Raw genomic sequence first — 22,118 nt, forward strand, 5'->3', positions numbered from 1 at the left:
TTAATCGTTGAACAACACTCATATTCTTAATTTTTGTTGTGAAAGTTAAAAAAGCAGTTGTGAAAGTAAGAATTTATCTATTGTAGGCTTTCTAACTTTAAAGTTAGATCTTCCCAATCTTGCATATACTTTTTAAGTGAGTGTTTTTTCTTCTCGTAAGATTCAAAAAAATTAGGTTTAGCTATTGTAGTATCATAATCAGAAACTAAATCTGCATCAATTGTTTCAATCTCTTTTTCTAGTTGAGAGATATCACTTTCAATGGAACTTAACTTATTATTTAAAGATTTTAATTTTTTTTGATCCTCGTAGCTTATCTCTTTTTTAGGCTTTTTTGCTTTTTGAGTCTTTACAGGTTGCTTTTTCTCAATTTCTCTAAAATCTTCTACTTTGCGTTGCTCTAAATAAAAATCGATATCACCTAAATATTCTTTAATCTTACCATCTTTAAATTCATATACATTACTGGTAAGTCCTTGAAGAAAATCCCTATCATGAGAAACCAATATTAAAGTGCCTTCAAAGTTTTGTAAGGCTTGCTTCAAAACATTTTTCGATTTTATATCAAGGTGGTTTGTAGGTTCATCCATCACCAAGACATTAAAAGGCTGTAATAACATTTTAGCTAAAGCCAAACGGTTTCTTTCACCACCTGATAACACTTTTACATATTTATCTACCTCATCACCTCTAAATAAAAAAGATCCAAGAATATCGCGAACTTTACTTCTATTCTTTTCATTAGCTGCATCAATCATCGTATCTAAAATGGTTTTATTACCATCTAAATACTCCGCTTGGTTTTGTGCAAAATACCCAATCTCTACATTATGCCCTAATTTCAGTTTTCCTTGGTGCTCCAACTCTCCAACCATTATTTTTGCTAAAGTAGATTTACCTTGCCCGTTTTGGCCAACAAACGCAGTTTTTATATCTCGTTCAATTAATAAATCAATATTATTAAGAACTTCCTTTTCACCGTAGTGTTTAGATAAGTCTTCAATTTCAACCACAATCTTACCTGGAGTGACTGAAACTGGGAAACGTAATGTCATCACACTATTATCGTCTCCATCAACCTCTATTCTATCTAACTTATCTAATTTTTTAATAAGCGACTGTGCCATTGAGGCTTTAGATGCTTTTGCTCTAAATTTCTCAATTAGCTTTTCCGTTTGTTGAATTTGTTTTTCCTGGTTCTTTTGAGCGTTTAATTGTTGCTCTTGAATTTCTTTTCTTAAAACTAAAAACTCAGAATATGGTTTATTGTAATCATAAATTCTACCTAATGATATTTCAATAGTTCTATTTGTTACATTATCTAAAAACATTTTATCATGCGAAACAATAGCTACAGCACTATTACTCCCTTTTAAAAAGTTCTCTAACCAAATTATAGATTCAATATCTAAGTGGTTGGTAGGCTCATCTAAAAGTAAAACATCATTGCTTTGTAAAAGTAATTTTGCTAATTCAATACGCATACGCCATCCACCAGAAAACGTATCGGTATGTTTATCAAAATCTTCACGTTTAAAACCTAAACCTAAAAGAATTTTTTCTGTTTCTCCTTGGTAATTATAACCACCTAAAATTTCATAACGGTGGGTAATATCACTCAAATCTTCAATTAATTTTGTATAGCCATCACTTTCATAATCGGTACGCTCTGCTAATTGATGATTAATGCCATCTAATTGTAGTTCTAAAGATTTTATTTCTTCAAAGGCTTGGTAAGCTTCTTCAAGTACTGTTCTGCCTTGCTCAAAATCTAAATCTTGTCGCAAAAAGCCTATTCGAACTTCTTTATCTGAAGCTATAACACCAGTGTCTGGCTGCATATCTTTAGATAATAATTTTAATAGTGTAGATTTCCCTGCACCATTTTTTCCAATAAGTCCAACTCTATCTCCTGGGTTTAAACGAAATGAAATTTCTTCAAATAAATATTCTCCACCAAATGAGACAGAAAGGTTGTGTATATTAAGCATAAAATGTGACTATTGTTACAGATGAAAATTACAGAAAAATGTATTTTTGTACAAACTTTCTGCAAATGTTAAAAAAAGGAAACAAACTCTACAGTATTTTAACAGGAACTTGCCCTAAATGTCATAATGAAAGTATGTATAAGGACAAAAATCCGTATCATTTAGGTCAAATTTTTGAAATGAACGAACGTTGTTCGCATTGTAATACTAAATATAAAATAGAACCATCGTTTTTTTATGGTGCGATGTATGTAAGTTATGCAGTTGGTATTGCATTTGCCGTTGCTGCTTTTGTAATTTCATTTTTATTTATTGGAACTGGATTACTAACGAGCTTTTTTGCTATTATAGGAACACTAATATTTTTTATGCCTGTAATTATTAGATTATCACGTAATATTTGGATTAACTTTTTTATTAGCTACGATAAAAATGCGGTTAAAAAATATAACACTGAAAAACTCAGCTAAATAAAATTTATTTATTAAAATATTTTTTCGTGAACCTAGCGATATCCATTTCTGAGTCAACAGGTTCATCGTTTTCTATAGCATTAAACAGTGTTTCTGAAGCTGTTGGCGCTATCATTACACCACGTGAACCAAAACCATTTAAAACATGCAAACGTGAATGTAGTGGGTGTGTACCAACCAATGGCCTTCTATCAGCAACTGTAGGTCGTATACCGGCTACATGTGAAACAATTTCGTAATCACAATTTAAAAAAGATTTTAACTTATTTATTAGCTCCTCTTTTGATTCTTGTGTAGGCACATTAGTTTTATCTTTCCATTTGTAGGTAGCACCAATTCTGTATAAATTATCGCTTAAAGGAATTATAAATACCGAAGATTTGATTACATTTTCTTCCTTTAAATTTGGAGCTTTTATTGTTAAAAGCTCTCCTTTTGTTCCATTTAATGGCAAGTACGAGAAATATGGGTTTTCTTTTAAACCGTAACCTGTAGCAAAAACAATATGCCTGGCTTTTAATTCTTTATACACCACACAATCATCTTCAACTTTCAAATCATCAAATGCAAAAGTTTCTTTTTTAAAAGCTTCTTTTGACAATAAGTAGTTTGTATATGTTACAATCAATTTTTCAGTGTCAATTCTTCCAGTGCCTAAAACCTCACCGTAACCAAAATCAGCATCAATAGCTTTATTTATATTCTTAATAATATTAGTAGACAAAAAACTATTTAACTTTGGTTTATCAGAAGCCTCAAACCACATGTTCTGTTCTTCTATTGATGCAAAACGCCTTTGCACAGCTACTTTAGTATCAACTTTAATCTTCAACTTTTCTTCAAGAAGGTTGTAAAATGGCATTGCTTTTTCTAATTGATCTTTAGCATTCCAGGCCAGTGTAAATCTTTTTAATATCACGGGATTATACATACCACCTGCAACAACAGAAGATGTTTGAGAATCATCAGATATTACACGAAATGTTTTACCATTTTTCTCTAATTGTTCACAGAATGAAATACCCGCTAAACCTAAACCGACAACAATATAATCTACCATGAAACAAAGGTAAATAATTTAGTAGCTAAGCAGAATTAGAATATAATATAAAAAGAAAAAGTCTTAACCTTCAAAGGTTAAGACTTTTAAAATATTTTAGAATTGGAATTTTCTAGTTTAGTAACTCCACATATCTTGTTCTTTATCACGAATCGTCTCTTTGATACGATCAGATTCTAATAATTGGAACAATGAGTTATCTGAAATATAATCTTTAATTTCACGATCTCCATAAACGTTATCTTCTTTATAGATTGTTGCATTAAAACGTCTCGCGTTTAACAACATATCAAAAGATATTGGTTGTGCAGAGTTTCTTTGATTAAACACTTTAGCCTCATGAAGCACTTGACGTGCACCTGGATACCAAACCCAAAATAAAGCAACTTTATTTTCTTCTTGGTCCATAGACTCATCATCAATAAAGTTAACATCTGGAGCTCTTGGAGCAATACCTAACAAACGATATTTTAATTCACCTTGACGCTTGTCAAAATACCAAATACCTTTAATTAAGTACTCTTCTAAATCTGCAGCAGTTAAATCTCTTTGATTGATATACTCCGGAGAAACTTGCTCACCAGCATTATATTGCTCGTAACCGTAATCAGTAGTATCTGTTTTCTGTAAAGTTGCAGCTAAGTCTGAAAACTTTCTTTTTTCAGTAAAATAAGAATCTACATAGATGTCTTTAATTTTACCGTTTTTAATGTTTTTGATTAAAACATCATATAAAGATCTTCTGTCAGAACCTATATCAACAGTATCAATTGGATAATAAAGCGGGAAATTTACACGCTCATCTAAATCAACAACTTCCCATACAGTTTTAGACCAAAGAATATCTCTGTCATCTACATAACCATATTCTAAAGGAGCATCGTTATCCATTTCTATTTGCGCGTCAGTTTTCTTACCGATATCTGCTGGCGTTTTGGCATTTAAAATATTTGCCTGAGCCATCATAGATATAGGTAATAATGCTACCGCTCCAATTAATAATACATTTTTCCAATTCATTTCTAAAAAATTTATTTGTGTTACACCTTTATAAAATTTGCTACAAATCGTTCAGAAGCTTTTTCTGAACGATTCATAACTCATTCAATAAATTTTTCTTACTAGTTTGTAAGTTCAACCACTACTGGAGATACTTTCTTAAGCTTGTAAGATTTATTATTTGTTATATAAGCAGCAATATCAAATATTTGTATTGCATCACCACGCTTAGCTCTTTTTAAAGCTGATTTAGCTGGCCCATTTAATTTATTACCTCTAACAACAACTGTTGGCTGACCTGGTATTTTAATTTTAAACCCGCTTACTGCAAGATTTAAATCAAAATCGAAATCTTCTAATAAAGCACCAACTGTAGCAATTTCTAGGTTTTTTCTAGGCATTTTAGCTGTGTTAGTTTCACCTCTAATAGAACCGTTTGGTCTTGGAATATCCTTAATTCTGAATTCAGATCTAGATGATACTGTTTGACCATCAGGTAATTTACCAGAAGCAGTAATAGTAACCGTTCTTCCTTTTCCTGGCATCATGTTGTATTTACTACCTGATTTTCTAGATAAACCAGCTGCTGAAGCAGAAACTTTATTATCAGGGATACCTGGGATAGATATAGACATTGGGTTAGCAACACCACGGTAAACAACATTCATTTTGTCAGCTGCAATTAAAGCTGCATTTGGTTTAGATATAGTTGCAAAAGTATTTTTTACATCCACAGGAACTTCTTTACCATCTTGCATGAAGGTTAAAGTACCAGCAACCTCATGGTCACCAGGAGCACCTGCTCCAATAAGTAATTTAACTCCACCTGCTTCAAGAACATAATCTTTACCTTCTGTTAAAGCTCTACCATCTAACTTAATATCTGCCTTTACAGGAGTAGAAGAGTTATCTGTTTTGCTAATGATGATTTTACCATCATACTTCTCACCACTGTAGTAAGCAGACTTTGATCCGAAAAGAGATGTCTTAAACGTTTTTAAAGAAACTTGACTAGTTAAGTTACCTTCTAACATTGCTTTTAACGCATCTTCTTCAGTTGACTTAATATCAGACTGTAAAGCTGTAATTTTAGTTAAAGAAGCGATTAAAGGAAAACCTTCATAGTGATAGTTGATCCAATCTTGCTTAGTCTTATCTCTTTTTTCAACTTTACCGTTAGCATCACCAGTTTCAAATCTAGCAACTACTGAACCTTTTAATCTTTCTGGTACTAAACCAGATACTTTTGAGCGGTATTCAGATATTCTTTTCATGAATTCTTTACCTCCAGCCGCTAAGCCTTCGCCTTCAAAGAATTTTTGATCTAAATAATCTGACTTATCCATCACTGTGTAATCAGATGGATCTTCAACACCAGCAGTCATTTCTTTCTTTAAACCTTCAAGGTAATCATAATACTCTTGAGATAAAGTTTGAACTTGCTGTGCTTTTTTATAATCTTCAGCATACTTTTCTGCGTTTTCAGATGCTTTGGTTTCAAGCCCTTCTAAAAATGCTAAGTTATTATCTGACGTCTTCTGGTTAGAAACTTCTAGCTTTTCGTTCATAAGACCGAAAGCAGCTAAAACTTCTTTACTCATATTTAATGCCAGCATACAAATGAAAACTAAATACATTAAGTTTACCATTCTTTGCCTTGGTGACTGTTTTCCTCCTGCCATGTTTTTTCGAATTAGATGTTAATAATTTGATTTGGTTTTATCTAATCGATAATTAGTTTTTATTCATTGCAGACAACATACCACCGTAAACTCCATTAAGAGAAGATAAGTTTGTTGATAATGACGCCATTTGATCTTTCAATACTGTAGAGTTTTGAACAACCTCTTCGTTAATTGAAGCTTGCTTGCTTGCACTCTCTAATTGTACTTTGTATAAGCTATTTAAAGATTCCATTTGAGCAGCAGCTTGTACCATTTCATCAGAATACTTACGTGTAGATTCCATTGCATCAACTGTTGGAGCGATACCTTTAGCAGCACCTTCAAAGTTTTTAATACTAGAACCTAAGCTTTCCATAAGACTTGCATCAACACCAGCTTCTTTTAATAAGTTATCTAATTTTTTAGATAAAGATGCTTCGCTTTCTGCAACTTCTTGTTGTACGTTAGCTTGCTTTTTAGCTGTAGCTTCACCACCTGCTAATTCAGGGTATACTAAAGACCAATCTAATTCGTCTTCAACTGGTTCAAATGCACTAATTGCAAAAATAAGTGCCTCTGTAATAAGACCAATTGCAAGAAGTACTCCACCATTTAATGGTCCTAACTCCCAGTGTAATATTTTAAATAATGCACCGATAATTACGATAGATGCTCCAAGGCCATAGGCCATGTTAAAAATTTTCTTTGTTGCTTTTGACTGTGCCATAATTTTTAATTTAATTTCAGGTTAATTTAATAAAAGGATTGGGTTAAAAAATAATTGATTTATTTAATTTTAATTCAAAGGTCTAGATTCTTCCTCACCCATGTAATCTTGTACAGTTCTAAAACCGATATAACTACGTGCTGAGTCTTGATATTCATAATCCCTTGTACTTACTTGTAAAAAGTATGCAACATCTTTCCAAGAACCACCGCGGATAACTTTTCTGGCATTTTGGCCAGAACCACCATTCGGGTTCATTGTTGATACATACTCGTAAGAGTTCGGATCGTAGCTAGAATCTGTCCATTCAGAAACATTACCAGCCATATTGTATAAATTGTAATCGTTTGGTTCAAATGATTTAGCTTCTACTGTATATAATGCTGTATCGGCTGCATAATCACCTCTTTGAGGTTTAAAGTTTGCCATAAAACAACCAGTGTCACTAATTACATATGGTCCACCCCAAGGGTAAGTACCACCTTCAATACCACCTCTAGCTGCATACTCCCATTCTGCTTCAGTTGGCAATCTAAATTGGTTAACAAATTGTTTACCTGCTGACTTTTGATCGTCATTCTTCAATTTAGTTCTCCAGTTACAGAATGCTTTAGCTTGTTTCCAGCTAACACCAACTACAGGATAATCGCTGTAAGCATCATGCCAGAAATAATCGTTGTGCATTGGTTCATTATAAGAATATTCGAAATCTCTAATCCATACTGTTGTATCAGGGTAAATTTCTAATTCTTCTTGTTTGATGAAATCTCTTCTAGTGCCTTTACCGTTTGAACGGGCAGCCGCTTCAATATCCATCCAAGAGTACTTGTATTTTAATTGAGTTACATCAATAGTACGTTGACCATTATAAGATTCTTCTTCAGGAAGATATAATTGATCCATTACCTCAACATAATACTCATCTGGGTAATCAGAAGTTTCCCATACTAGATCTTGATCTAAGTCTAATCCTCGACCTTCATAACCAGTTTCACCTAATCCTGAATAGTTGTCTAACATATATTTATCATATGCAGATAATCTTGTTGTGTCGGCATCTTTAAAAGCGTAATCGCCAATACCTCCATCTTCTGGACCAAGACCTAATTCATCAGCCAAAATAGCTAACTTAGTTCTTACTATTGAGTCTCGTACCCATTCTACAAATTGACGATACTCACTGTTTGTAATTTCTGTATCGTCCATATAGAAAGAGCGTACAGTAACAGTTTTTGTTGGCGCGTTTAGAACTTGAGCTTGATCTTCTTCACTCTTACCCATGATATAAGATCCCTGCGGGATTAACTCCATACCATAAGGTTTTTCTGGATACCATTTTTTTCCTTGGGCTCCGGTTAGCTCTCCTTTTGTTTTAGATCCGCAACTGCTTAGTAAAACAACACACGCTATAGATGATAACAATAGCTTCTTCATACTTAGGTTAAATTTCGATTATGTAGTAACTTAAAAAACACATTTATTCACTCTCTAAAACTTAGTTTTAAACAATTTATTGTGTTAATTGCATTATCCTTTTAATTTTTTATTAATTAAAGCCTTTTTTATAAGCTTTAAACCACCGTTCAGGAATTATTTGATTACAAGCATCTAAATAATCTTGTTCCGTGCAAGGTAATAACGCTGCTAAATTTGATTTATTATGTGAAGATAAAATACTTGGCACTTCTACCCACCATCTATTGGTAAGATTACTTTTATGATAGATTAAATCATCTGCATCAGTCGGAACAATATACTTTGTAAAGTCTTCAGTTTTCACATACGGAGACTCTTTTACTCTATAATTATGCCCTTCTATAAAATACCATATAATTTGTGCAATAATTTGGTATGACTGAGGCGTATTATCTGCCTCGTATACACCAAAAATATTTACTTTATCACTAATACCTGCATATCTAGCTATCGCGCAAATTTCTTTTCCTGTAAAACCGTTTGGTGAAAAGTTAGCCGACATTGATATTTCACTTGCTTTTATTGACCTTAAATCGATACTCACAATATTAGCATCTCTTAGAACAGGTTCTGCTAGAGCTATATTTGATGAAATTTCCCCCAACCTATAACTATCAAAAAACAGACGCTCCATTAAATCTAATTCTTCTTGGGCACAAAAATAACTTTGATAACCAATATTTGAAAAATTAAACAGATTATTAGGTTGATCTGTAATAATTCTGCTCATATAAGAATGAGAAGAAATAAGTTCATCGTTATCACCAAAATCGAATCTACTATCAACAGAAACTAAATTAACCATATTCCTAAGGTCATCAAAAGCTCTGTATGTTGGGTAAGTTATATCTTGAGTTGCACCTATTACAATTGCAATAACATCATCTTCTAACAACTCTGCAACAACTTTTCTTACCACAAAATAAGTGTCCGTAACAGCTTCACCTTCTTCAATATCACCTAAATCAATAATAGAACTATTCCAATTGCCTGTCATTAGCTTATACAACTGAAGACGAATATCAAAAAGGTTAAGTTTTTCTGTTTTTTTCTCAAAGGCATTTCTTGATTCATTTACACCAATAATTGCAAATGATGCTTTGGCCATTTCTGGTAAACCATCTTTTGAAGTATGCTTGTGTATTTTATTCCCTAATGCCTGAGCTGGTAGAAGCTCGCAATGTGCTAATAATTTATCATTAACTGGAACTAAAAAATCGAATGCCATTAAAAAATTACTGTATTAAATTATTATTTAAAAAAAGTACATGATTTTGATAACCATGTACTTTAGAAATTATTTCTTTTTTGTTGCTGTTTTGGCTTTTGCCTTAGGCTTGGCTTTCGCCCTTGTTTTTTTCTTAGGTGTTTTTTTCTCAATCATATCTTGTGCCTGAGCCAAGGTGATTTTAGTAGCATCAACATCCTTTGATAATTCTACTTTTATTTTACCTTTTATAACATTGTGTCTTCCCCAACGGGCTTTTTCTACACGTATACCTTCTTCTTTCCAATCGTGAATAACCTTATCAATCTCTTTTTGTTTTTTAACTTCAATAAGTTCAACAATATTATCATGAGTAAGATTATCAAAATCGTATTTTTTATTTACATTGATAAACATTCCGTTCCATTTAATAAATGGTCCAAAACGCCCAACACCCTTAGTTACCTCAAGGTCTTCATATGTAGCAATTGGCGCATCTGCTTTTTGCTTTGCAACAATTAACTCAATAGCTCTATCTAACCCAACATCAAAAGCACTTTCACCTTTATCAAGTGAAATAAATTTATCCCCAAATTTTACGTACGGACCAAAACGGCCAACATTAGCTAACACTTCTTCACCTTCATACGTTCCCAAATTTCTTGGTAAAGTAAAAAGCTCCATTGCTTCTTCAAACGTAATTGTATTTAAAGATTGTGTTGGCAATAAACTTGCAAAAGTTGGTTTTTCTTCTTCTTCAGATGATCCAATTTGCACCATTGGTCCGAATCTACCTAAACGCACTAATACTTGTCTGCCCGATTTTGGATCTTTACCCAAAATACGTTCTCCACTAGCACGATCAGCATTCTCTTCTACATCTTTTACTTTCGGATGGAAATCTTTATAGAAAGATTTCATTATTTTTTGCCAATCCTCTTTACCATCAGCAATATCATCAAAATCTTCTTCAACTTTCGCTGTAAAGTTATATTCCATGATACCTGAAAAATGACTAACTAAAAAGTCTGTCACAATCATACCGATATCAGTTGGCACTAATTTACCTTTTTCTGAATTTACAGTTTCTGTTAAATCTTTCTCTTTAACAGCATCATTTTCAAGAACCAATTGAACATATTTACGCTCAACACCCTCAACGGTACCTTTTTCAACATAACCTCTGTTTTGAACTGTAGAAATTGTTGGCGCATAAGTAGATGGTCTACCAATACCAAGTTCTTCTAATTTCTTCACCAAAGATGCTTCAGTAAACCTATACGGAGGTCTAGTGAAACGTTCTGTTGCTGTAATATAGTTACTATCTAATGCTTCTCCTTTTTTCATTGCAGGAAGCATTCCTTCTTGTTCTTCTGCTACATCTTCATCATCAAGTCCTTCCATATAAACCTTAAGGAAGCCATCAAATTTGATTACCTCTCCGTTTGCAGAGAATTCTTCGGTATGACCAGAACAACTGATTTTTACATTTGTACGTTCTAATTGTGCATCACTCATTTGAGAAGCTAATGTACGCTTCCAAATAAGTTCGTATAATTTTGTTTGATCACGCTCCAATGAAACAGAATGGCGTTTCATATCTGTAGGCCTAATTGCTTCGTGAGCCTCTTGTGCCCCCTTAGACTTACCTACATAATTACGAGAATTACTATATTCTTTCCCGTAGTGTTCTTCAATAGCCTCTTTTGCAGCATCTAACGCTTCCTTTGATAAGTTTACACTATCGGTTCTCATGTAAGTAATCAAACCTGCTTCATACAAACGTTGTGCTACTTGCATGGTTCTACCTACTGAAAAGTATAATTTACGAGATGCTTCTTGTTGTAATGTTGAAGTTGTAAATGGCGCTGCTGGTGATTTTTTCGCTGGTTTTTTATCTAAACTAGCTACTTCGAAATTTGCTTTTAAATTCTTTTTCAAGAATTCATTTGCAAGTTCCTTAGTTTTAAATGTCTTATTTAATTTTGCTGCAAAAATACTTCCTTCTGCAGTCTTAAATTGCGCTGTAATTTTAAAAGATGCTTCTGGCGTAAAAGCTTCAATATCTCTTTCTCTTTCAACAATTAAACGCACTGCTACAGATTGTACTCTACCAGCTGAAAGTCCTGGTTTAATTTTTTTCCAAAGTACTGGTGATAATTCGTAACCTACTAACCTATCTAAAACACGTCTTGCTTGTTGTGCATTTACAAGGTCATAATTTATTTCCCTTGGATTTTCAATAGCTTTTTGTATTGCAGACTTAGTAATACTATTGAAAACAATACGTTTAGTTTTCGATTTATCTAAACCAAGTTCTTGTTCTAAATGCCAAGAAATAGCTTCTCCCTCACGATCCTCATCACTAGCTAGCCATATTGTTTCTGCTTTTTTAGATAAATCTCTTAATTTTTTTACTAATGCTGCTTTATCTTTACTAACAATATATTTTGCTTCAAAATCATTCTCAACATCTACCCCCAATTCTTTAGAAGGTAAATCTGCGATATGACCAAAACTTGATTCCACCTTAAAATCTTTTCCTAGAAATTTTTCAATGGTTTTTGCTTTTGCTGGTGACTCTACGATTACTAAATTCTTTGCCATTAACTAGTTTTTGGTATTACAAAAGTATACCAATTTTTTAATTTTACACCTTAACATTAATATATAGCTTATAAAAATAAAAAAAAGCACCTAAAAAAAGACACCTTATTTAAATATGATTTTACAAAACTATTACTTAACTACATTTAATTTAATTGTAAAAAATACAATTTGGACTATATAGTCATTTTTTAAACTTTATTAAAACATTACATATAACGTCGTAACTATCAAGCTTTTATCATCATGTTCAATTTCTAAAACTCTCGCTTCAGAAACGGTTTTTAAATTGAAAGGTTCTTCTGTTAGCAATACGCCACTTTTCTTTTTTAACCGAATACCTTGGCCTGTAACTATATCTATATTTGGCTTAAACTCGGCATTAGGAATATGCTCTGTTACAATCAAATATTTATATTTCTTAAATTGTTTAACCAATTCTAAAATTTCATTATTAGACAGGTGTTGCATTACCTGACGAACTATCGCACAATCAGCAATAGGCAATTCATTCATACAAATATCAAGGCATTTAAAAGCCAAGTTATCCCACTTAAATTTTTCTTTATTTCTTTCAATTAGGCTATCAACCACGTCAACCGCTATATAGCTACTGGTGTGTGCGACTAACTTTTCTCCCACATTAAAATCACCACACCCCAAATCACAAACTGATATAGGTTTTCTAAAAGATTGAAAAAACTGTATCATCACATTTATATAAGGTTCTACAATTTTATTATCATGCGAACCATCACCCGAATAAAAATCATTCTCTTTTCCGCCCCACATATTATTCTCATAAATCTGATGCATCACGGCTTTTGTTGACCAGCGTTTTTTTTTAGACATAACGCAACTTTGTTTCTTATAAATGCTAAAATACTTTATAAAAACAAGGAAGCCTATACATATCAGTACAGGCTTTCTTTATAAGTTGAAAATAATTATTATAGACCTAAAATAGCCTTTGCATAATTACCATCTATATCAGCACCTTCAACTACTGTTGCGTTTTCTACATCTATAACATATACCCCTGAATAATCAGAATTACTCACCCCTACGTAAGCCGTATTATCTTCAACAAAGACAACACCATTCCAGCCACCGCCACTAAGTTCCATTTCTCCCGACAACTCAGTAAATGAACCTTCATAAATATCTAAAATTCCAAAAGATAACACAGGACTCTCTGAGTTAGGAGAATATGTTGACCATGCTTCACTATCATCAGATAAAATTCTAACTACCGCTTTACCATCACCAACATAGTATAAATCATTTAATTTATAACCACTGCTGATAGTTTCAAAATCTACATAATAACTATCATCAAAATCAGCCTCTCCACTATTAATTCTTAAAAGACCAGAATTTACTGTAGGAACAGGATACCAACCACAAGCTAAAGAAGAACTAGACATTACATAAACATCGCCATTTTCATCTTCAACAATTCCATATTCAGAATAATAACGTCCAATATCTGCAATTCTATCATCAGTAATTGTATTTTGCAACTCTAAACCAGGGTAAGAGTACACAGCTACTTTAGCTTTATTTTCCTCAATAACATTCCCATCTAAATCAACCAAATAGTAGGAAATGAAAAGATAATCTCCAGCCACTTTTGCACCAGAAGGCATTGAATAAATTTCTTCACCAGTCTCAGAATCTGTATAATTACCTAATTCTGTTTCAACAGTTGAAGTAATAGACATTACATCAGTATCTATAACATAAATATCCCTACTACCTGCTGAATACCAAGGCGATCCAATTGCTACTAACGTACTTTCATCAACAACATCATAAGCATAAACACCTAAACTTGTAGTAACAGATGATCCTTCTGACAAATTACCATTTTCGTCTTCTGCATAACTTGTTAATGCAGAAGAAACAATACTAAATAATTGATCTTCACCTTGAATATAACTTGCCCACGCTAGTTGTTCAAAACCGTTGTTAACAGGTGAAACTACACCTTCAGACAAGCTTTCAGCTACACTTAAATAATCTGCACCATCTGAACCATATTCAATACCTACGTAATAACTTGAACCTTCTGTTGTAGCTTCTTCATCCTCTACACTTACAGAATCAGAATCATCCTCACTACACTGAATAAATAACAGTGATGACAATAATATAACACTCATTTTTAAACTAAAATTAATTTTCCCTTTCATTTTTGATTTATTTAATTTATAAAATATCTAAACTTAAAATTCATTGATCTTCTAGGATTTTGCTGAAATAAGTTATCATAAGTTACCCTATTGAAAACATTTAAAACTCCAAAAGAAAAATTATACTTTTGGTTCTTCAAACTATAAACAAAATCTAAATCTGTTGTTGTTTGTGATGGTATTACATACTTTGTGTCAGAAAAGCCTAAATTGCTCCATCTATAATCAAAATCATGGACATAATTTTGATTAGCAGTAACAGAGAAATTATCTTCTTTATTTAACAAATTGCCTTTATTATAAGACAAGGTTATATTACCATATAAATAAGGCTCATTTGGCACTCTTTCTTTATATAGAGAATTTTCACCTCCAGCAATAAACTCTTGATTGTTAACCTGATTAACATAGGTTCCAGCAATATTTAAATTGATTTTATTATCGTAATTGTAATTCGCAGAAAAATCTAAACCAGTTGTATAAACATCTTCTAAATTTTCATAAACTATAGTTGTTCCTTGTCTTTGTGCAAAAATGAAGTTCTCTGAATCTCTAATAAAGCCATTTACAGAAAGTATAATATTATTTTTATCTACTGCAGTCTTAAATATACCGCCCAAATTAAAATTATTACTTTCTTCTGGTTCTAGATATGGGTTTGCATCATACCCAACACCATCTCCATATAACTCAATTACATCAGGAAACCTTACCGCATGCTCAAAAGAACCTTTAAATTGAAAATTATTTAAAAAATAGGAAAGCGCAAAACCATAACCAAAGTGACCATAATCTGTAGAGGTATCTATAAATTCATCCCCTGAATAATTCGTATCTGTACTGTTCTGAGTATATTTGTAATACTTCCCAAAAAATGTGCTTTTTAACTCATCATCAAAAAAAGCACTTGTATAACTACTTGCTAAAACTTGTTTATTAAAAGAGATAGGGTCACTAAATCTAGTACTATTTTCTGTGTTAAATGGATCACTACCCTCTAAATCTAAAAAATTCAAATTATAATTAAATGCCAAATTACTAGTCTCTGAAAAAGCATAACCAATATTAAAATTTCCTAATAAATTTCTAGAATCTAACGTTAAATCAGTTTGCCTAGCATCACCTTCTCCCGTTCCATCTTCTTCTAATGTACTATTACCAAACCAATCATAAACATCCTCACTAATATTAGTATATCTATATTCTGAATCAACATAAACTATGTAAGAATCGAGACTTAAAGCCTCAATAAAAAAATGATTTTTAGAATAATTAAATGTAGAGATAAGGTTATTTTCTTTTTCTAAAACTTCCCCATAAGGTTGCTCACTATCTCCTATAGCAGTTTCAGGCTGTTGCACCTCGTCATAATTTTCAGAATACATAAAACCTACCATTAGCTCATCTGCAAAACTAGTATTTGTAAATCCTAGATCCAACCATCCCATTTTAGACTCATAAGCATCATAAAAATGCTCTACTTCAGTAGTAAAATCATCGTAATTTCCTGTGGTTGTATTCAATAAATTAACATCTATTTTATAATTATTATCTGAATAATTATAAAATGATTTTACACGAGCTGTAAATCCGGTTTTATCATCTCTAAATTGAGCGTTCAATGAACCTATATGCGTATTAAATGACCCGTAACTATAAGAAGCATCTAAAAAAGATTTTTGACTTTTATTAGTCGTTAAGTTTACGGCTCCCCCTAAAGCATCAGACGAGAGGTGAATTGGAACAACACCTTTATAAACCTCTATTTGTTCTATTAAATTTGAAGGAAAGTTGTTTAGACTTAATGAAGAACCAAAAAACTCCATTGGGATACCGTCTATAAACACTCTAACTTGACTACCAGACAAACCATTTAAAGACATTACCGCATCTTCTCCTAGTCCACCAGATTGCCTAATATTAACACCTGGGACTTTATTTAAAATAGCATTTGCATTTACTGATAGGTTTTGATATATTTTACTTTCAATAACTTCAACCGCATAAGCCTCCTCACGTATTAATTCTGCCTCTGTTTTTCCAATTAAAACAACACCTTCTAATTGATTAATTTGTTCTTGTAATATTAGATGAATTGGAACACCATCATTCAACACTATATTTTTTTGCAAATCAACATAACCACCCGCTCTTACTTTAAGTGTAAACTCTTTTAAAGAAGAGCCGAAAGAAAACTCACCATTGTAATCAGACAAAACAACATCAGCATTATTCAAATAAACATATGCCCCCATCACTGGTTCTTCATTTGTATCTAAAACAACACCCTCAATTTGTTGTGAAAACGAGTTTAAACAAAAAAAAAGAAACATTAAAAATACTAAATGACCAAAATACAATTTCCTAACTAACTTCATGATCACTATTTATATTAAGTCTAAATAAATTTTGTCAAATATAGACAGTAATCAATAAATTCAAACATTTTTTTTAAAAAAATAATACACAAAACTATTTCTAAACAGAAAAAGTAGAAGTTGAGCTCATTTTCAATTCTCACAGATTATATTAAATAAATATTCTTGCTACAGATTCAAGATTACTAACACAGTAAAATTTCAAATATTTTAACTGCCAATTTGACAGAACCTATCTAAAAATAGTATCTTTGCAAACAAATTGCCAATTCAGTTTCGAATTATATATGGAAGAGAAGATTATAAATGAAGATATACAAGGACAAAGTCTTGCTATTGAAAAAACAATAGGTAATGACCGTAAACTTTATATAGAAAGTTATGGTTGCGCTATGAATTTTTCTGATAGTGAAATTGTAGCTTCCATTCTTTCAAAAGAAGGGTTTAATACCACTCAAAAATTAGAAGAAGCCGATTTAGTTTTAGTAAATACCTGCTCTATTCGTGAAAAAGCAGAATTAACAGTTCGTAAACGATTAGAAAAATACAACGCTGTAAAAAAAGATCGCCCACATATGAAGGTTGGTGTTTTGGGTTGTATGGCCGAACGTTTAAAAAGTAAATTTTTAGAAGAAGAGAAAATTGTAGATATGGTTGTAGGCCCCGATGCTTACAAGGATCTACCTAATCTTATTCAAGAAATAGATGAAGGTCGTGATGCCGTAAATGTTATTTTATCAAAGGAAGAAACTTACGGCGACATCTCACCTGTTCGTTTAAACACTAACGGAGTTAGTGCTTTAGTTTCTATCACAAGAGGTTGCGATAATATGTGTACGTTCTGCGTTGTACCTTTCACAAGGGGTAGAGAGCGTAGTAGAGAACCTAAATCTATTTTACAAGAAATTGAAGATTTATCGAATAAAGGATTTAAAGAAATTACATTACTTGGTCAGAATGTAGATAGTTATTTATGGTACGGTGGCGGACTTAAAAAAGAGTTTGTAAATGCTACTGAAATGCAAAAAGCAACAGCGACTAATTTTTCTAGCCTATTAGAAATGGTCGCAAAAGCATTTCCAAAAATGCGTATTCGTTTTTCTACATCAAACCCTCAAGATATGACACTTGATGTTATTGAAACAGTCGCAAAATACCAGAATATCTGTAAACACATACATTTACCTGTACAGAGTGGAAGTAACCGCATTCTAAAAGAAATGAATAGGCTACATACTATTGAAGAGTATTTTGAATTAATAGATAATATTAGACGCATTTTACCTGATTGTGCTATTTCTCAAGATATGATTTCAGGTTTCCCTACAGAAACTGAAGAGGACCATCAAGCTACACTTTATGCTCTAGAAAAAATACAATATGATTTTGGTTATATGTATTCGTATTCTGAACGACCAGGAACAATGGCCGCGAGAAAACTAGAAGACGATGTACCTGAAACAACTAAAAAGAGAAGGCTTGCCGAAATTATTGCTGTACAACGCGAAGCTGGTCATTACAGAACCAAACAACATGTTGGTAAAATAGAAGAGGTTTTAATTGAAGGTACATCTAAAAAATCAGAGAATGACTGGATGGGAAGAAACCCTTACAATGCGGTTGTTATTTTCCCTAAAGAAAATTACAAAGTAGGTGATTTTGTAAACGTAAAAATTACTGACTGTACTTCAGCAACCCTATTAGGTAAAGCAGTGGAACTTTCAGAAAACAACTAAAAATGGAATCAGTACAAGCCATAAAACAACGATTTGAAATTATTGGTAACGATTTAAAACTAAATCGTGCTATTGAAAAATCTATACAAGTTGCTCCAACAGATATTTCTGTATTAATTACAGGTGAAAGTGGTGTTGGTAAAGAGGCGATGCCTAAAATAATACATTCGCTTTCACACAGAAAACATGCTAAATATATTGCTGTGAACTGTGGAGCTATACCTGAAGGAACAATTGATAGTGAGCTTTTTGGTCATGAAAAAGGCGCTTTTACAGGTGCAACTTCAACCCGAAGTGGTTATTTTGAAGTTGCCGATGGAGGAACTATATTTTTAGATGAGGTTGGTGAGTTACCATTAACAACACAAGTGCGTTTATTACGTGTACTTGAAAATGGAGAATTTTTAAAAGTAGGTTCATCGCAAGTACAAAAAACTGATGTTCGCATAGTTGCCGCTACAAACGTAAATATGTTTGAAGCCATTAAAAAAGAAAAATTTAGAGAAGATTTGTACTACAGACTGAGTACTGTTGAAATCAATCTTCCACCCTTAAGAGATCGTAAAGACGATATTCATTTATTATTTAGAAAGTTTGCTTCTGATTTTGGTCAGAAATATAAAATGCCTACCATTCGCTTAGATGATGAAGCGGTTAATTTACTTTTAAAATATAGATGGCCCGGTAACATTCGTCAGCTAAGAAATATTGCGGAACAAGTCTCTGTTTTAGAAGAAAAAAGAAGTATTTCATCAAGTACTTTACTTAGCTATTTACCAAATGCCAGCGACTCTAATTTACCCGCAGTAGTTGATAAGCATAAAAAAGAAAGTGACTTTAGCAACGAAAGAGAAATACTATACAAGGTTCTTTTTGATATGAAAGGTGATTTAAATGACCTTAAAAAACTAACTATGGAGTTGCTTAAAAACAATGACACAGGTAAGGTTCAAGAAGAAAATGAAACATTGATTAGAAAAATATACGGTAAAAATGATAATGACGATGTAGACTATTCTCATAGAGAAGAAGAAATTAATGAAATATTACATTTACCTGAACCAAAAAACGAAACCAATTTCAGTAAGCCAATTGTAGAAGACAAATACCATTTTGCTGAAGAAATAGAAGTTGAAGAAACCTTATCTTTACAAGAAAAAGAGATTGAATTAATCACAAAGTCTTTAGAACGCAACAAAGGAAAAAGAAAAGCAGCAGCTGCAGAACTAGGTATTTCTGAACGTACTTTATACCGTAAGATAAAACAATACGATTTATAAAATTTAAATATAAAACATTGAAAAAAATAATCACTTATTCATTCATCCTGCTTATCACGTTAAACTTAAGTAGTTGTGGTATTTATAATTTTACAGGTGGTGATGTTGGTACAGCAAAAACATTTCAAGTAAATCTTTTTCAAAATTATGCAACCCAAACTCCTGGTTCAACTTTTGAACCTGGCTTAGAACGAGATTTTACTACTGGCTTACAAGATTATATTCAAAATCAAACCATTTTAGACTTAACTTCTAATGGTGGTGATTTGCTTTATGAAGGAGAAATAACTGAGTACAGAATTACACCGATGACAGCAACTTCCGATCAAACAGCAGCACAAAACAGATTAACAATGAGTGTTAACGTTCGTTTTTTTAATAAAACAAAAGAAGAAGTTGATTTTGATCAAAAATTTTCATTCTATTATGATTATGGTGCCACAGTGAGCTACGCCTCAATTAAAGATGAAGCATTAGAAGAAATTTTTGATAGAATACACCAAGATATTTTTAACGCATCATTAGCAGACTGGTAAATTAAAACTATGAATGTATCTGATTTTACATTTTTATTACAACATCCTGAAAAGGTTATTTCACCTGTTCAAACAAATCAGCTAGATGATATTCTGGATGAGTTTCCTTATTTTCAAGTTGCCAGAGCCCTACAATTAAAAGGCTTAAGAAACCTCAACAGCTTTAAATACAACAGCGCTCTAAAAACTACAGCGGCTTATACAGCTGACAGAGACATTTTGTTTGATTTTATTACATCAAAAGAGTTCTTGCAAAATAGTATTGCTGATAGTATTTCCGGAAAAATCTTACCTCTTAAAGAAAAAGACATTGAATTTGAAACTGTAATCGCTGATAAAGAAATTACACCTCTAATTGAGGAAAAAGAGTTAGAAACAGATAAGGCATTACCACAAAATATAAAAGATGCTGAACAAATATTAGACCCTTCTTTATTTTCATCAAAAGACCCAAAAATTGATGAAGAAATTGCGCTTAAAAAAAAAGTGGAAAAAATAGATAAAGACGAAAATACTATTGGAAGCCCACTACCGTTCACTAAAAAGGAAAAATATTCGTTTAAAGAATGGATGGAATTGGCTACAAAGAAGCCAATTGAGCGTAAAAATGAAGTAAAAGTTCTTGAAGAAAAGTCTAAATCAGCAACTTTAACACCAAAAAAAGAGGCACATTCAAAAAAGAAAAAATTTGATTTAATAGATCAATTTATAGAAAAAAATCCAAAAATTGTTCCTAAAGAAAAAACAGCACCTATCACAGGTATTGAAAAATCTAGAAAAATGGATAAAAATGAGTTAATGACGGTTACATTAGCTAAAGTTTATCTAGAGCAAAAAAAGTACAAAAAAGCAATTCAAGCATATAAAATTTTAAGTTTGAAATATCCAGAAAAAAGTAGTTTCTTTGCAAGCCAAATTAAATTAGTACAGAAAATACAAAAAGAAAATAAATAAATGAACACGTTTACAATATTTTTAGTTCTAATAATCATCGTAAGTATCTTATTAATGTTGGTTATTATGGTGCAGAACCCAAAAGGAGGAGGATTATCATCTTCTTTCGGTGGCGGTGGAACCCAAGTAGCTGGTGGGGTTAAAAAGACAGGTGACTTTTTAGATAAAAGTACTTGGACTTTAGCAACATTGCTAATCGTATTAATCTTATTATCGAATATTTCTTTAAAAGATAACTACGCACAATCAGAATCTAAATTATTAGAAGGTAACAGTATTGAGAATACAATTCCTGATACATTACCTGAGCCTATTGCTACTCCTGATGCAGAAACTCCTGCTACAGATTCAGAGTAAACAATACACTACATACAGTTACAAAATGCCAGCTTATGACAAGCTGGCATTTTTTGTTTTACAAAGTGTCAGTAAATTAGCAATGGCATAATTTCTGTCTTATATATCCAAGAAATTAATAAATCATTTAAATAAAATTAATAATATGGCTAAAGTTAACATTAAACCATTGGCAGACAGAGTACTTATAGAGCCAATGGCAGCTGAAACACAAACTGCTTCCGGATTATATATCCCTGACACAGCTAAAGAGAAACCTTCAAAAGGAAAAGTAGTTGCAGTTGGTCCTGGAACAAAAGACGAAAGTGTTACCGTACAAGTTGGCGATACTGTTCTTTATGGTAAATACGCAGGTACAGAGCTTAAGTTAGAAGGTACCGATTATTTGATGATGCGCGAGAGTGATATTTTAGCAATTGTATAATTGCCGTTGCTACCTAATAGATATTTCAAAAAAAAATTAAATAACTTCTCACTA

General features: G+C 32.2%; 18 protein-coding genes. 7 read left to right on the forward strand and 11 right to left on the reverse strand.

What is annotated here, in order from left to right:
• Window positions 1-77 precede the first annotated feature (77 nt).
• Complete coding sequence (locus KO500_RS03240) at window positions 78-1,991, reverse strand: ABC-F family ATP-binding cassette domain-containing protein (protein WP_215955064.1); 1,914 nt, start codon at window positions 1,989-1,991, stop codon at window positions 78-80.
• Between the two features lie 65 nt (window positions 1,992-2,056).
• Between KO500_RS03240 and KO500_RS03245 the strand changes: the two genes are divergently transcribed.
• The gene (locus KO500_RS03245; RefSeq protein ID WP_215955065.1) at window positions 2,057-2,461 is read left to right on the forward strand and encodes a DUF983 domain-containing protein; all 405 of its coding nucleotides are present in this window, start codon (window positions 2,057-2,059) and stop codon (window positions 2,459-2,461) included.
• 7 nt (window positions 2,462-2,468) lie between these two features.
• On the opposite strand, the gene KO500_RS03250 is transcribed toward KO500_RS03245, so the two are convergent.
• From KO500_RS03250 to KO500_RS03295, 10 genes are all read right to left on the reverse strand, one after another.
• Window positions 2,469-3,524: an NAD(P)/FAD-dependent oxidoreductase gene (locus KO500_RS03250; RefSeq protein ID WP_215955066.1), complete on the reverse strand. Its 1,056-nt coding sequence runs from the start codon at window positions 3,522-3,524 to the stop codon at window positions 2,469-2,471.
• A 117-nt stretch (window positions 3,525-3,641) separates the two neighbouring features.
• Window positions 3,642-4,544 (reverse strand): gliding motility protein GldN, encoded by a 903-nt coding sequence (gldN, locus tag KO500_RS03255; RefSeq protein WP_215955067.1) that lies wholly within the window; start codon window positions 4,542-4,544, stop codon window positions 3,642-3,644.
• Window positions 4,545-4,645: 101 nt separating this feature from the next.
• Window positions 4,646-6,205: a gliding motility protein GldM gene (gene gldM / locus KO500_RS03260; protein WP_215955068.1), complete on the reverse strand. Its 1,560-nt coding sequence runs from the start codon at window positions 6,203-6,205 to the stop codon at window positions 4,646-4,648.
• Between the two features lie 52 nt (window positions 6,206-6,257).
• A complete protein-coding gene (gene gldL / locus KO500_RS03265) occupies window positions 6,258-6,914 on the reverse strand; it encodes a gliding motility protein GldL (protein ID WP_215955069.1) in 657 nt (218 codons plus the stop codon).
• 69 nt (window positions 6,915-6,983) lie between these two features.
• A complete protein-coding gene (gene gldK / locus KO500_RS03270) occupies window positions 6,984-8,348 on the reverse strand; it encodes a gliding motility lipoprotein GldK (protein ID WP_215955070.1) in 1,365 nt (454 codons plus the stop codon).
• Window positions 8,349-8,460: 112 nt separating this feature from the next.
• Window positions 8,461-9,618 carry a formimidoylglutamase gene (locus tag KO500_RS03275; protein WP_215955071.1) on the reverse strand — a complete coding sequence of 386 codons (1,158 nt, stop codon included), beginning with the start codon at window positions 9,616-9,618 and terminating at the stop codon, window positions 8,461-8,463.
• A gap of 69 nt (window positions 9,619-9,687) precedes the next feature.
• Window positions 9,688-12,204, reverse strand: a complete 2,517-nt coding sequence (topA, locus tag KO500_RS03280) for a type I DNA topoisomerase (RefSeq protein WP_215955072.1) — start codon at window positions 12,202-12,204, stop codon at window positions 9,688-9,690.
• A 201-nt stretch (window positions 12,205-12,405) separates the two neighbouring features.
• Window positions 12,406-13,056: a class I SAM-dependent methyltransferase gene (locus KO500_RS03285; RefSeq protein WP_215955073.1), complete on the reverse strand. Its 651-nt coding sequence runs from the start codon at window positions 13,054-13,056 to the stop codon at window positions 12,406-12,408.
• Between the two features lie 98 nt (window positions 13,057-13,154).
• On the reverse strand, window positions 13,155-14,399 hold the full coding sequence (locus tag KO500_RS03290) for a DUF4374 domain-containing protein (protein ID WP_215955074.1): 1,245 nt from the start codon (window positions 14,397-14,399) through the stop codon (window positions 13,155-13,157).
• Window positions 14,400-14,410: 11 nt separating this feature from the next.
• A complete protein-coding gene (locus tag KO500_RS03295) occupies window positions 14,411-16,777 on the reverse strand; it encodes a TonB-dependent receptor (RefSeq protein WP_215955075.1) in 2,367 nt (788 codons plus the stop codon).
• A 287-nt stretch (window positions 16,778-17,064) separates the two neighbouring features.
• Between KO500_RS03295 and miaB the strand changes: the two genes are divergently transcribed.
• The 6 genes from miaB (at window position 17,065) to KO500_RS03325 (ending at window position 22,064) form a co-directional block, all read left to right on the forward strand.
• A complete protein-coding gene (gene miaB, locus KO500_RS03300) occupies window positions 17,065-18,513 on the forward strand; it encodes a tRNA (N6-isopentenyl adenosine(37)-C2)-methylthiotransferase MiaB (RefSeq protein WP_215955614.1) in 1,449 nt (482 codons plus the stop codon).
• 2 nt (window positions 18,514-18,515) lie between these two features.
• Window positions 18,516-19,793: a sigma-54 interaction domain-containing protein gene (locus tag KO500_RS03305; RefSeq protein WP_215955076.1), complete on the forward strand. Its 1,278-nt coding sequence runs from the start codon at window positions 18,516-18,518 to the stop codon at window positions 19,791-19,793.
• A gap of 17 nt (window positions 19,794-19,810) precedes the next feature.
• The gene (locus KO500_RS03310; RefSeq protein WP_215955077.1) at window positions 19,811-20,329 is read left to right on the forward strand and encodes an LptE family protein; all 519 of its coding nucleotides are present in this window, start codon (window positions 19,811-19,813) and stop codon (window positions 20,327-20,329) included.
• 9 nt (window positions 20,330-20,338) lie between these two features.
• A complete protein-coding gene (locus tag KO500_RS03315) occupies window positions 20,339-21,283 on the forward strand; it encodes a hypothetical protein (RefSeq protein ID WP_215955078.1) in 945 nt (314 codons plus the stop codon).
• Complete coding sequence (gene secG, locus KO500_RS03320) at window positions 21,284-21,640, forward strand: preprotein translocase subunit SecG (protein ID WP_215955079.1); 357 nt, start codon at window positions 21,284-21,286, stop codon at window positions 21,638-21,640.
• Window positions 21,641-21,785: 145 nt separating this feature from the next.
• Window positions 21,786-22,064: a co-chaperone GroES gene (locus KO500_RS03325; protein WP_215955080.1), complete on the forward strand. Its 279-nt coding sequence runs from the start codon at window positions 21,786-21,788 to the stop codon at window positions 22,062-22,064.
• Window positions 22,065-22,118 lie beyond the last annotated feature (54 nt).

Source organism: Cellulophaga baltica (assembly GCF_018861125.1).
Lineage (GTDB): Bacteria > Bacteroidota > Bacteroidia > Flavobacteriales > Flavobacteriaceae > Cellulophaga > Cellulophaga baltica_A.